The 13,719-nt window shown below is 49.4% G+C and carries 11 protein-coding genes; all 11 read left to right on the forward strand.

The features are described 5' to 3' along the window. Window positions 1–63: 63 nt before the first annotated feature. The 11 genes from hscA to DFR42_RS04065 all read left to right on the forward strand — a co-directional run bounded on the left by hscA (window position 64) and on the right by DFR42_RS04065 (window position 13,718). Window positions 64–1,929 (forward strand): Fe-S protein assembly chaperone HscA, encoded by a 1,866-nt coding sequence (hscA, locus tag DFR42_RS04015; RefSeq protein WP_110253629.1) that lies wholly within the window; start codon window positions 64–66, stop codon window positions 1,927–1,929. A gap of 68 nt (window positions 1,930–1,997) precedes the next feature. Further along, the gene (gene fdx / locus DFR42_RS04020; RefSeq protein WP_110253630.1) at window positions 1,998–2,336 is read left to right on the forward strand and encodes an ISC system 2Fe-2S type ferredoxin; all 339 of its coding nucleotides are present in this window, start codon (window positions 1,998–2,000) and stop codon (window positions 2,334–2,336) included. Between the two features lie 48 nt (window positions 2,337–2,384). Continuing rightward, the gene (gene iscX / locus DFR42_RS04025) at window positions 2,385–2,579 is read left to right on the forward strand and encodes a Fe-S cluster assembly protein IscX (RefSeq protein WP_110253631.1); all 195 of its coding nucleotides are present in this window, start codon (window positions 2,385–2,387) and stop codon (window positions 2,577–2,579) included. 263 nt (window positions 2,580–2,842) lie between these two features. Next, window positions 2,843–4,456, forward strand: a complete 1,614-nt coding sequence (locus tag DFR42_RS04030) for a sensor histidine kinase (RefSeq protein WP_170133405.1) — start codon at window positions 2,843–2,845, stop codon at window positions 4,454–4,456. A gap of 177 nt (window positions 4,457–4,633) precedes the next feature. Then, window positions 4,634–5,428, forward strand: a complete 795-nt coding sequence (locus DFR42_RS04035; RefSeq protein WP_110253633.1) for a thymidylate synthase — start codon at window positions 4,634–4,636, stop codon at window positions 5,426–5,428. A 17-nt stretch (window positions 5,429–5,445) separates the two neighbouring features. Further along, window positions 5,446–5,928 carry a dihydrofolate reductase gene (locus tag DFR42_RS04040; protein ID WP_211324143.1) on the forward strand — a complete coding sequence of 161 codons (483 nt, stop codon included), beginning with the start codon at window positions 5,446–5,448 and terminating at the stop codon, window positions 5,926–5,928. Between the two features lie 7 nt (window positions 5,929–5,935). Then, on the forward strand, window positions 5,936–6,505 hold the full coding sequence (locus DFR42_RS04045) for a DUF4337 domain-containing protein (protein WP_110253635.1): 570 nt from the start codon (window positions 5,936–5,938) through the stop codon (window positions 6,503–6,505). Window positions 6,506–6,521: 16 nt separating this feature from the next. Further along, window positions 6,522–7,310 carry a MipA/OmpV family protein gene (locus DFR42_RS04050; protein WP_110253636.1) on the forward strand — a complete coding sequence of 263 codons (789 nt, stop codon included), beginning with the start codon at window positions 6,522–6,524 and terminating at the stop codon, window positions 7,308–7,310. 327 nt (window positions 7,311–7,637) lie between these two features. Next, window positions 7,638–9,908, forward strand: a complete 2,271-nt coding sequence (locus DFR42_RS04055; RefSeq protein ID WP_110253637.1) for an arginine/lysine/ornithine decarboxylase — start codon at window positions 7,638–7,640, stop codon at window positions 9,906–9,908. 186 nt (window positions 9,909–10,094) lie between these two features. Next, complete coding sequence (locus DFR42_RS04060; protein ID WP_170133406.1) at window positions 10,095–11,000, forward strand: flagellar brake protein; 906 nt, start codon at window positions 10,095–10,097, stop codon at window positions 10,998–11,000. Window positions 11,001–11,222: 222 nt separating this feature from the next. Further along, window positions 11,223–13,718 (forward strand): DUF1800 family protein, encoded by a 2,496-nt coding sequence (locus DFR42_RS04065; RefSeq protein ID WP_170133407.1) that lies wholly within the window; start codon window positions 11,223–11,225, stop codon window positions 13,716–13,718. Window position 13,719 lies beyond the last annotated feature (1 nt).

The following is a 13,719-nucleotide window of genomic DNA, read 5'->3' on the forward strand; positions in this document are numbered from 1 at the left end:
ACCCGGCAAATCTGCCATCGCTGATTTGCTTTTTTTGGGGATGCCTTGCCATCCCACCTCATCATGGCATTACTGCAGATTTCTGAACCTGGCATGTCCACCGCTCCACACCAGCACAGGTTGGCAGTCGGCATAGACCTTGGCACCACCAACTCCCTGGTAGCAACCGTACGCAACAGTATCCCTGAAGTGCTGAACGATGAAGAAGGTCGCCCGCTGCTGCCTTCAGTAGTACGCTATCTGCCAAATGGCCATGCGCATATAGGCTTCAAGGCACAGGCTGAACAAAGTAATGACCCCAGAAATACCATCGCTTCCGTCAAGCGCTTCATGGGGCGAGGCTTGAAAGACATAGCCTATGCTGAAAACCTGCCCTATGATTTTCATGATGAACCCGGCATGGTGCAGATCAAAACTGTCGCTGGCATTAAAAGCCCGGTAGAAGTATCAGCGCAAATTCTGGCAACACTGCGCCAGCAGGCAGAGGATGCTCTGGGCGATGACCTGGTAGGTGCTGTCATCACCGTCCCTGCTTATTTCGATGATGCACAAAGACAAGCCACCAAAGACGCCGCAAAACTGGCTGGCCTGAATGTCTTGCGTTTGCTGAATGAACCTACCGCTGCAGCAATTGCCTATGGCCTGGATAATTCTTCAGAAGGCATCTATGCCGTCTATGATCTTGGCGGTGGTACTTTCGACATCTCCATCCTGAAGATGAGCAAAGGCGTATTTGAAGTTCTGGCTACTGGCGGTGACTCCGCCCTCGGTGGCGATGATTTTGATCACCGCCTGTTTTGCTGGATATTGCAAGAATCTAAACTGCCCCCTTTGTCCGACGAAGACACCAGCGCACTGATGGTCAAGGCACGCGAAGCCAAAGAAATTTTGTCCAGCAAGCCAAGTACTTTTATTGATGCAAAGCTCAATTCTGGTGAGTCTGTACATCTGCAAATCAGTGCAGCAGCATTTGCGGAGATGACGCAAAACCTGGTCGTAAAAACCACGACGCCTTGCCGCAAGGCCCTGCGCGACGCCGGCCTGACGGTAGATGATATTGATGGAGTGGTACTGGTGGGTGGCGCGACACGCATGCCGCATGTACGCAAGGCTGTTGGTGAATTTTTCCAGACCACGCCATTGGCAAACATTGATCCAGACAAAGTGGTAGCACTCGGTGCAGCAATACAGGCCAACCTGCTGGCTGGCAATCGCGCTCCCGGTGATGACTGGCTATTGCTGGATGTGATCCCGCTGTCACTGGGCATCGAAACCATGGGTGGACTGGCTGAAAAAGTTATCCCTCGTAATTCCACTATCCCCTGCGCCCGCGCGCAGGAATTTACCACTTTCAAGGATGGGCAAACTGCCATGGCCATCCATGTAGTGCAGGGTGAACGTGAACTGGTGAGCGAATGCCGCTCGCTGGCGCGCTTTGAATTGCGCGGCATACCTCCCATGGCTGCAGGCGCTGCCCGCATCCGCATCACTTATCAGGTAGATGCAGATGGCTTACTGTCTGTGTCGGCGCGTGAATTGCGCTCTGGCGTGGAAGCTGCGATCACGGTCAAACCATCTTATGGCCTGGCCGATGATGAAATCACACGCATGTTGCAAGATTCATTTACTTCTGCGGATGCCGATATGCAGGAACGTGCATTGCGTGAAGAAGTCGTCGAAGCTGAACGCATTTTGCTGGCGACCCAGTCTGCCCTGAATGGCGACGCCCAATTGCTGAGCGATGCAGAGCAAAGCCAGATCATGGAATTGATGGATCAGGTCAGCAAGTTGAAGGATGGCAAAGATCATCAGTTACTCCACGCTGCTATCACTGCACTCGCCGATGGCACGGAAGAATTTGCTGCACGTCGCATGGATCAAAGCGTGCGCAGTGCATTGGCCGGAAAAAAACTGGATGAGATTACCTGAGCGATATTGCCTCATACCGATCCAGACAACATTAATACATATTGAAATAGCCAGATTACGAGAATAACATGCCACAAATTATTGTCTTGCCCCACCCCCAGCTTTGCCCCGAAGGAACTGTGATTGATGCCCCTGAAGGCAAATCTTTATGCGAGGCACTGGTTGAAAGCGATGTCGAAATCGAACATGCCTGTGAAATGTCTTGCGCCTGCACCACTTGTCACGTGGTCATACGCGAAGGTTTTAGTTCACTGAATGAGTCTACGGATGATGAAGAAGACTTGCTGGATGCCGCCTGGGGCTTGGAAGCAACGTCGCGCCTGTCTTGCCAGGTTAAATTGGGCAAACAGGATATCACCATAGAAATCCCAAAATACACCATTAACCACGCACGCGAAAATCATTAACACTGTTTTTTGCACCTGCAGTGGTATCGACACTAAGTGGAGCACAGCATGAAATGGATAGATACCTTCAGAATCGCTGAAGTACTTTGCGATAAATTTCCTGATGTTGATCCACTGACAGTACGCTTCACAGACCTGCATAACTGGATCGTCGATCTGGAAGAATTTGACGACGACCATATGCGCGGTGGAGAAAAGGTATTAGAAGCCATACAAATGGCCTGGATAGACGAAACCAGATAATCCTAAACATACTCTCTTAAAGGCATGCAAAGCTACCGCTTCAAACAACAATTTGCCCATTTTTGGACATTTGGACACACAGAGTGAACACTCAAGAATCATAACTTGCTGAAACGCAAAAAACCTTTTAGTATTTTAGAATTGTTTGTGCGGTCATCAAACATGGTTATCCGTGTCTGAGCTGTAAATGAATGTCTGGCGAGGAATTGCATACTACCCCGCCGGGCTATACCTTTTGGGAAGTGTTGCACAAGGACCACGCAATGCAGTTTCGACATCTTTTATCTGCACTACGCCGCCGAATCACGCTGAGACTGGCGATTATTCTGGCTGTTGTATTCGGATTGACCGTCCCCGCTGCCATACTCATCCCCTATCACCTGCATACGATAGAAACTGCAGCTCAACTCAGAAACGCAGAAGATCATAATCGTCTGGTAGAAATTCTTTCCGTTATCCTGAGTGAACCTCTCTGGCAAATCACGCCAGAAATTGCCAATATCTCCAGTGAAGTCGTGTACTCGGATCCCAGGGTGGCAACCATAGAAGTGATTACCCTGCCCGACCGCAAGGAATTCATCAAAAACGATACCCGCAAACAAACTCAAAAAGGCCCCTTCACCAGCATGGTCAGGGAGATCAAGCACGGTGGTCAGGTCATAGGTCAGGTCAGACTGACGTTGGCTGAAGATTTATTGCAAGAGAGTTTGGCATCTGACTTCCGGCGCTACGTCACAACAGCTGTACTTTCGCTGATACTGGCCATCCTGTTTATTCTGGTGGTATTGCAATGGCGTCTGGTACAACCTGTCAGGATATTGATGGGCGAATCCGACCGACTGGCGAATGGTGAATTGAATGATCCTATTGCACTCAACCGGGAAGACGAACTGGGTCATCTGGCAACCAGCCTGGAAGCCACTCGACAGGCGTTGCAAAGGTCATTTGGTGAACTGGAAATCAAGAATCAACAATTGCTTGAATACTCAGGAACTCTGGAATCCAAAGTCAGACAGCGCACGCAAGAACTGGAAACAGTCAATCAAAACCTCGAGGCTGCTTTAAGCAATGTGAATTCTGCACAGGCAGAATTGGCCAGAGTAGAACGCATGGCTGCACTAGGCTCCATGGTGGCTGGCGTTGCACATGAACTCAATACCCCACTTGGTAATTGCCTGCTGGTTGCCAGTACGCTGGAAGAAGAAACTCGAAACCTGGTCAGAATGGTTGAAGAAGGCAAGATGAAACGCTCTGACCTGACCCGCTATGCGACTACGGCCGTAGACTCGACCAAACTACTGTTGCGCGGCCTCCAGCAATCTGCCCATCTGGTTGGCGATTTCAAGCAAGTTGCTGTTGATCAGTCCAGCGCCCAACGCAGACAGTTTGCCTTATTGGTCATGCTGCAAGAGCTGACTGCCCTGCTGCACTCCAGTTTGCGCAAAACTCCTTTTACTCTCGAACTCGATATTCCTGGCGAGATACAACTCGACAGTTATCCTGGATTGCTGGGCCAAGTCTTTACCAACCTGGTCAACAATGCAGTCGCACACGGCCTGGAGGGTCGCGAAGAAGGACATATGCGCTGCACGGCAGAACAACACGGTGACCATGTACTTATTGTCTTTGAAGACAATGGCAAAGGTATTTCAGCCGACATCATCAATAGAATCTTTGAACCCTTCTTCACCACCAAGTTTGGCCAGGGTGGTAGCGGCCTGGGCCTGAGCATTACTTTCAATATCATTTCCAATGTACTGGGCGGTAGCATTCACGCTTCCAGCATTGTTGGCCAGGGCACCAGATTTGAAATCAAATTACCATTGGTAGCCCCGGGCGAACCTGAATCCAGCAATCCCCTGCTAAGCAAACGCTGAACCAGTAAGCGATGAGCGAACAAGCACCAGTTCAAACTGCCCGGACAGACAAAGCATAAGGTTTGTCCGACCGCTTTTACTTTGTTATTACAATCCAATCAAGTAGATTCTCTCGCCCTAAGGTATACTAGCGTCTTAAATAACTTAGCAATTCAACATAGCAATTTATTACGCATCATGCACCAATACCTTGACTTCATGCGCCATGTGAAAGAGCACGGCACTCAAAAAACTGACAGAACCGGCACGGGCACTGTGTCCGTCTTTGGTTATCAGATGCGCTTTGATCTGAGCAAGGGCTTTCCATTGGTGACGACCAAGAAGCTGCACCTTAAATCCATCGTCCATGAACTCATCTGGTTTTTGGCTGGCTCTACCAATATCAAATACCTGACAGACAATGGTGTCTCGATCTGGAATGAATGGGCGGATACCAATGGTGATCTTGGCCCGGTCTACGGTTCGCAATGGCGCAACTGGCCTACACCTTCTGGCGAACATATAGATCAAATCAAGCAAGTCATAGAACAGATACGCAATAATCCAGATTCACGCCGCCTCATCGTCTCTGCCTGGAATGTCGCTGACATCCCGCAAATGAAGCTGCCTCCCTGCCATATGATGTTTCAGTTTTATGTGGCTGATGGCAAATTGTCTTGTCAGTTATATCAGCGTAGCGCCGACATCTTTTTGGGTGTGCCTTTTAATATTGCGTCGTATGCCTTGCTAACCCATATGGTGGCGCAACAGACCGGCCTGGAAGTTGGCGATTTTATCTGGACTGGCGGTGACTGCCACTTGTATTCCAATCACATGGATCAAGTTAACGAACAGTTATCACGCAGCACTTTGCCGCTGGCGCAATTAATCATCAAGCGCAAACCTGAATCCATCTTTGGTTATCAGTTTGATGATTTTGAGTTTACCAATTATCAGTTCCACCCTGCCATCAAAGCACCTGTTGCAGTTTAAGCCCTGGATTCATGAGTATGTCATCTTTAAGTATTATCGTTGCAACCGATTCCAAGCTGGGCATAGGCGTGGACAATAAATTGCCATGGCATTTGCCTGAGGATCTGGCCCATTTCAAGCGCACGACCAGTGGTCATGCCATCATCATGGGCCGGAAGACGTTTGAGTCCATAGGCCGACCATTGCCAAACAGGCGCAATATTGTAGTCACGCGCAATCACGAATGGCAGCATGCAGGCGTGGAAACGATCAGTTCACTTGAGGCCGCCCGTGCTTTGCTGAACGATGACCGCGCTTACATTATTGGTGGCGCGGAAATTTACCAGCAAAGCATGGAGCTGGCCAATGAACTGGTCGTGACTGAGATACAACAGGAATTTGCATGTGATGCTTTTTTCCCAGCAATCAATCCACTACTATGGAAAGAGACGGGAAGAGAAAAACATTACTCTGAAGAAAAAAATTTACATTTCGCATTTGTCACTTATAAAAAGAATTAGGATTACTATGTCAGGACACGGTTTTCACGTACATGGACCTCACGACCATGAATTGGAGCATGCTGCGCACGGCAATGATGACTTTGCCAGTAAAATTGCGGTAATGACTGCCATTATGGCAACAGTAGGCGCATTGTTTGGCTACGAAGGTGGTGCGACACAGAATGATGCTGCCATGTTCAAAAATGAATCTGCCATTAAAAAGACAGAAGCATCGAACCAATGGAATTTTTATCAGTCGAAGTCGAGCAAGCAGAATCTGGCGGAATTGGCAATGGTAATACCTGGTGCCGATGTCGCGAAATATAAAGCAGATGTCGAGCGCTATAAATCGGAAAAAGAAAAGATTAAGAAAGACGCTGAAGCCCTGGAAGAAGAAAGCAAGACATGGGAGCACAAGTCTGAAGCAGCACTGCATCAACATCATCGCTGGGCCCAAGCCATGACAGCGGTGCAAATTGCCATATCCCTGGCAGCAATCACTTTGCTGACCAAGAAAAAATGGTTGCAATATGCATCATACGGCGTGGCTGGAGTTGGTGTAGTACTGGCAGGACTTGCAGCTCTCCACATTTAATAAAGACGAGAACATAATGAAAAAAATACTCGGTATCACATTATTGGCGATGGCTTGCTCAGCGGGAGCACAGACTTCACAATTTGTGCAACTGGTTCCCACTAGCTACCTGCCCAAGGATGTCAACTTCTCTCTGGGCGCTGTTGCGCTCAGTATGCCAAAGTACACGGGTTCTGATGAGCGCCGTCTGGCTGCTTACCCCATGTTTGACGCGCAATGGAAAAACGGCGCTTTCTTTAGTGCCGTGAATGGCCTGGGCTATAATTTCTCCAAAGATGCAAGCCTGCAGTATGGCTTGCGCATGTCTTTGGAAGCTGCCCGTGATGAGTCGCGCTCTGGCAAACTGCGCGGCCTGGGCGATGTCAATACGGCGATTGAGCCAGGTGCCTTCCTGAATTTCAATCTGGATCAAAATTTTTCTCTGGCTTCGTCCGTACGATATGGCTCTGGTCTTGATCACAATGGCGTACAAGTCAGCTTTGGCGCGCGCGCGACTACTTTATTGAGTCCACAACATAGATTGTCAGCCAGCATAGGTGCAAACTGGGTTAACTCTGCCTACATGCAGTCTTACTATGGTGTGACTGCTGCGCAATCTGTAGCTAGCGGCTATGCTCAGTACACACCATCGTCAGGCATTTCTGATATCAAGCTGGGCGCCAGCTGGCACTGGAATATCGATAGCAACTGGTCGCTGACTACCGGTGCATCTGTCAGCCGCCTGAGTGGTGATGCTGGCAGAAGCCCATTTGTCTTCCAGAAAAATCCAGTCACGATCTTTTCTGCAGCAAGTTATCGCTTCTGACAATTATCATAGCAATTCTTGCCAGGAAAAAAGAGTGCTTATATGAGCACTCTTTTTTACTTTTTGCCTCGCTAAGCAACTGGATCGAGTTGAGAATTTATTGAATAAAATTCATTCTGAAGCACATTTTGCAATGCAAGATATGGCACAACAACTGCTTTGATGACAATCAGATGAAATTTTGCATTTCCCAACCAAAAACAGCGATTTTTTCACATCAGCCCTCACATATCTGAGAGAATTCGCTTCTTTGAATTTTCGGCGCGCAAGCGGTTGATTTAACTTGCCCAGGCGTCTCCCTTGTAACAAGCTTTTTTGGAGACCTCCATGAAATTCCGCTTCCCCATCGTCATCATCGACGAAGACTTCCGTTCTGAAAACACTTCCGGCCTGGGCATACGCGCACTTGCAGATGCCATAGAAAAAGAAGGTATGGAAGTACTGGGTGTGACCAGCTATGGTGACTTATCCCAGTTTGCCCAACAACAATCCCGTGCCTCTGCCTTTATCCTGTCGATTGACGATGAAGAATTTGGCGATGGTACTGATGAAGAGACAGATTACGCCCTGAAGTCCCTGCGTGCCTTCGTAGAAGAAATTCGCTACAAAAATGCGGACATCCCAATTTACCTGTACGGTGAAACCCGCACCTCCCGCCATATTCCGAATGATATCCTGCGCGAATTGCACGGTTTCATTCACATGTTTGAAGATACGCCAGAGTTCGTGGCACGTCATATCATCCGTGAAGCACGTTCTTACCTGGATGGCCTGGCACCGCCGTTTTTCCGCGCGCTGGTACATTACGCCAATGATGGCTCCTACTCCTGGCATTGCCCAGGCCACTCAGGTGGCGTGGCCTTCCTGAAGTCACCGATAGGCCAGATGTTCCATCAGTTTTTTGGTGAAAACATGTTGCGTGCTGACGTTTGTAATGCCGTTGAAGAACTGGGACAATTGCTCGATCATACCGGCCCGGTTGCCGCGTCTGAACGCAATGCCGCACGCATTTTCAATGCGGATCACTGCTACTTCGTGACCAATGGCACCTCGACCTCCAACAAGATGGTCTGGCATTCCACGGTTGCACCTGGCGACATCGTCGTGGTGGATCGTAACTGCCATAAATCCATTTTGCATTCCATCATCATGTGTGGTGCGATACCGGTTTTCCTTATGCCTACACGGAATCACCTGGGCATTATCGGCCCTATCCCGCTGGAAGAATTCAGCATGGAAAGCATACAGAAGAAGATAGAAGCCAATCCTTTTGCGCGCGAAGCCAAGAACAAGAAACCACGCATCCTGACTATCACCCAATCGACTTACGATGGCGTGCTGTACAACGTCGAAGTATTGAAAGACTTGCTGGATGGTGAAATCGACACCCTGCACTTTGACGAAGCCTGGTTGCCACACGCAACCTTTCATGACTTTTACAAAGACATGCATGCCATTGGCAAAGACAGGCCACGTGCTAAGAAATCAATGATTTTCTCGACCCAGTCCACGCATAAACTGCTGGCTGGTATTTCGCAGGCATCGCAAATCCTGGTACGCGAATCCGAGACACGCAAGTTGGACCGTGACAGCTTCAATGAAGCTTACCTGATGCACACCTCAACATCGCCTCAGTACTCGATTATCGCCTCTTGCGATATCGCAGCAGCCATGATGGAAGCACCTGGCGGGACGGCACTGGTAGAAGAATCGATACTCGAGGCACTGGATTTCCGCCGCGCCATGCGCAAGGTAGATCAGGAATGGGGCAAGGACTGGTGGTTCCAGGTCTGGGGACCGGAAGAATTTGCAGCAGACGGCATAGGCTCACGCGAAGACTGGATGATACGCGCCGAAGATGACTGGCATGGCTTCGGCAAACTGGCACCAGGCTTCAATATGCTGGACCCGATCAAGGCCACCATCGTCACGCCTGGCCTATCCCTGGAAGGCAAGTTTGGCGAAACAGGCATCCCTGCCTCCATCGTTACCAAATACCTGGCTGAGCATGGCGTTATTGTTGAGAAATGCGGCCTGTACTCATTCTTCATCATGTTCACCATCGGCATCACCAAGGGCCGCTGGAACACCTTGCTGACGGCCTTGCAACAGTTCAAGGACGATTACGACAAGAACCAGCCTATGTGGCGTATCTTGCCGGAGTTTGCAGCCGCCAACCCTCGCTATGAAGGTGTTGGCCTGAAAGACCTGTGCCAGGGCATACATGAAGCCTATAAAGGGCATGATGTGGCACGTCTGACGACAGAAATGTATTTGTCCGACATGCAGCCAGCGATGAAACCATCTGACGCATTCGCCATGATGGCCCACCGCGAAACTGAGCGCGTTTCGATTGATGAACTTGAAGGTCGCGTTACGGCAATTCTGTTGACACCTTATCCACCAGGTATTCCACTGTTGATTCCAGGAGAACGTTTCAATCAGACTATTGTTGATTATCTGCGCTTCGTGCGCGACTTTAATGAACGTTTCCCTGGCTTCGAAACTGATTGCCATGGCCTGGTCAAAGCAGAAGTCGATGGCAAACGTGGCTATTTTGTTGATTGCGTTAAATCCACAGCAGAAGCCGGAAAGTAAGCAAGCCACTGCAATTTAGTTGTCAGATTTGTGTTTTGAAAAAGCACTTATTGTCAGAGAAAGATAATAAGTGCTTTTTATTATACAAAGGAGCAACATCGCACTTAATTTGCCCTGATTTTCGATATACAATCAGTCCGATACTTCACGTTACGGAAACAGGACATGGGTGGTGCATCAGGACTAATGCCAATCAAGCACGCAGAAATCAGCGTAGGTCAGGCCGTACCTTGGGCTATCTATGATGAGCAAGGTCATTTGCTGATGGCATCTGGTGTCAAGGTGGAAAGCCAGCATCAACTGGAAGGTTTGCTGGAGCATGGCTATTGCAATCCCGATGCCATGTGGGACACCATACCGTCGAAGATGACTCCCATTTCAAAACCTGTATCATCCCAATCAGCCTCTCCTGGCAGTAGCCCATCCGCGCAGGACGCGCATAAAGATGTGCTGATGGAACTGGACAGTGTGCGCTGGAATGTAGGTGAAACGCTATACCTGCAAGTCCATGATCACACCGCTGTACGCTACACCGTAAAATTGATCGGTTTTGTCAAAAATATGTCTATCATGGTGACTGCGCCTACGATGGATGGCAAGGCCGTCATCATTCGTGACGGCCAGACTTTTATCGTGCGCGCATTCCCAGGCAAAAAAGCGTATGCGTTTACGGCATCCGCAATCAAGTCGGTGTATTCCCCCCACCCTTACCTGCATATTTCTTACCCCAAACAAGTACGTTGCACCACGATACGCCAGGGTTCCCGTGCCACGGTTAAAATTATTGCCTCATTGACCATTGGCGACCCTGAACAAACCGCAGCAGCAACCATAGGCGACCTCAGCATGGGCGGCGCATCTGGTGTCATCAAAAAAGCGGTTGGCAAAAAAGGGGACGTAGGTGTCATCAAATTCAAAGTCAGTGCTGCTGGCAATGACGAATATTTAAGCCTGAATGTGATCTTGCGCTCACAAGCTCCGACTGAAAATGGACTAGAATACAGACATGGCTTTGAATTTATTGATGTTACAGCCCAGTCCAAGCTCATCCTTTCTGCCTTCGTTCACCAAACCCTGGCTGAAATGGATTAAGGCAAAACTTTTCAGGGAAGCAAGTGGATTGCCGCTTGCACAAGCCTCTGAATTGATTGGCAATATCAATCATTTAAGTTAATTACATCTGCTTACTTTTTAAGCAGCATATGTGCCCTGCCTCACCGTTTGTTACACTTTATGGTGATTGATGCCTGAATGCTTGGATTAGAATTCACTTTCCCAAACGAAATTTACTGGGAACGTCTATTAGGAGTCCCCATGTCAATTCTCAGGCTCACCGCACTCAAGCAATTCTTGATTGTCTTCTCCGTTTTCGCACTCAGCTCTTGTGGCGGTGACGAAAAAACCAGTGCATCCACCGCACCCTCCGGTGCACCAGCACCTGCCCCTGTTTCAGCATTACGGCGCTTGTTCGCACCTGCGCCCAACATCAGCAGCACTGTGACGACTTTTAATGGCAATCGCTCCAATTACACCATTACCAACACCAGTTCTGGCTACACGGTGAAAGACAATGTAGGAACTGATGGTACGGTCAATCTTGATGCCACTACCCAGCAGTTGGTGTTTAAGGATGTGTCAGTCAATCTGCAAATTGCCAGCCTGGCTTCCAGCATTGCAGCCAGTGATTTAAATGCGATCATAGAACTGTATATTTCCTATTTCAATCGTGTACCAGATGCTAATGGACTCGCCTACTGGATTAATCAATTCAAGAGCGGTGTATCAATAGACAAAATAGGCGAATCCTTTTACATTGCCGCCATTCAGGACGCTGCGCTGACAGGCTATGCGCCCAATGCCAACAATGTCGATTTTGTGACCAATGTCTATCGCAATGTGTTGAGCCGCACACCACCAGACAAGGCTGGCCTGGATTACTGGACGGCCGGTCTGGCCAACGGGACGGTAACACGCGGCATCGTGGTGCGCTCCATGCTGATTGCGACGCATGGCTATGCGGGTGATCCCGTGTATGGCTGGGTAAACAGCCTGTTCGAGAATAAGGTAAGTGTTGCCAAGAACTTTGCTATTCAGCAAGGCTTAACCTATTTGCGCACAGAAGATTCCATCACCAAGGGCATGGCACTTGCATCTACTGTCACGCCTACAGATACCAGCATTGCCAATGGTTTGATACAGGCACTGGTTGGCTTTCAGTCCAGTAATGCGAATGCCCCCACCCCTGCTCAGGCTTCCCGCTTTCTTGCGCAGGTCAGCTTTGGTGCAAATAATGCTGAGATCAATAGCCTGACCAGCAGTAGCTACAGTGCCTGGATAGACAAGCAGTTTGCCATGCCGCAGAAGCTGCATCGCACTTATATGGAGACACAAGCCGCAGGCTTTATCAATGGTCTGAAAGACCTCAGTCAGAATAATTTCTTTGAATCATTCTGGCAGCAGGCGATCAAGGGCGATGACCAGTTAAGGCAACGTGTCACCTTTGCCTTGTCACAAATATTTGTGGTCTCCTTCCAGGATAGCAATGTCGCCAACTATCCACGCGGGGTTGCCAGCTATTACGATACTCTCGGAGCCAATGCATTTGGCAATTTCCGCAATTTGCTGGAGGCTGTCAGCCTGCACCCCATGATGGGCACTTATCTGACTTCATTGCGCAACCAGAAGGAATCCGGCACCCAGGTGCCAGATGAAAACTATGCGCGCGAAGTCATGCAGCTCTTCACCATAGGGCTGTATCAATTGAATCAGGACGGCACTTATGTCCTGAGCGGCGGCAAACCTGTAGAAACCTATGGCATCCCCGACATCACTGGCCTGGCCAAGGTATTTACCGGCTGGAGCTGGGCTGGCCCTGACAAGAGTGATACACGCTTCTTTGGTGGCAATGCAGACGCCAACCGCGAATGGCTGCCTATGCAGAGCTATCCAAAATACCATTCCGTGAGTGCCAAGACTTTCCTGGGTGTGACCATACCTGCGCAGTCACCAGCCAATCCTGAGGCCAGTCTGAAAATTGCCCTGGATACACTTTTCAACCACCCCAATGTAGGCCCATTCATTGGCAAACAGTTGATACAGCGCCTGGTCACCAGCAACCCCAGCCCACAATATATTTCCAGGGTTGCGGCGGCATTCAACAACAATGGCTCTGGTGTAAGGGGCGATATGCGTGCAGTCGTCAAGGCAATTTTGCTGGACAACGAAGCGCGCAATGATACGACCCTGGCTTTTGCCAACACTGGCAAACTCAGGGAACCTGTACTGCGATTGGCGAACTGGATGCGCGCATTCAATGTGGTTTCGACTTCTGGCCGTTTCCTGATGACCAGCACGGATGATCCGTTGAGTGGCCTGGCTGAGACTCCGATGCGCTCACAAACAGTTTTCAATTTTTACCGTCCAGGATATGTACCGCCCAACTCAGGCATCGCCAATGCAGGCCTGGTGTCACCAGAAATGCAAATTACCGGCGAAACGTCCGTGGTAGGCTATCTGAACTTCATGCGCGATGTCATTCCAAACGGAACGGGCTCGTCACGCGATGTCAAAGCTGATTACACCAACCTGATCGCATTGGCGGCAACGCCAGATCAGTTAATCGACCAACTGAATTTGACATTGATGGCCAACCAGATGAGCAACGGTTTGCGTAGTCAGATTTTGACAGCGGTCAATTCCGTCACCATACCGACCAACAACACAGCCAACGCAGATGCAGCGAAAAAGAACCGCGTCTATTTGTCAGTCTTCCTGACGATGGCGTCACCAGAATATCTGGTACAGAAATAAA

Source organism: Undibacterium pigrum (assembly GCF_003201815.1).
Taxonomy (GTDB): Bacteria; Pseudomonadota; Gammaproteobacteria; order Burkholderiales; family Burkholderiaceae_D; genus Undibacterium; species Undibacterium pigrum.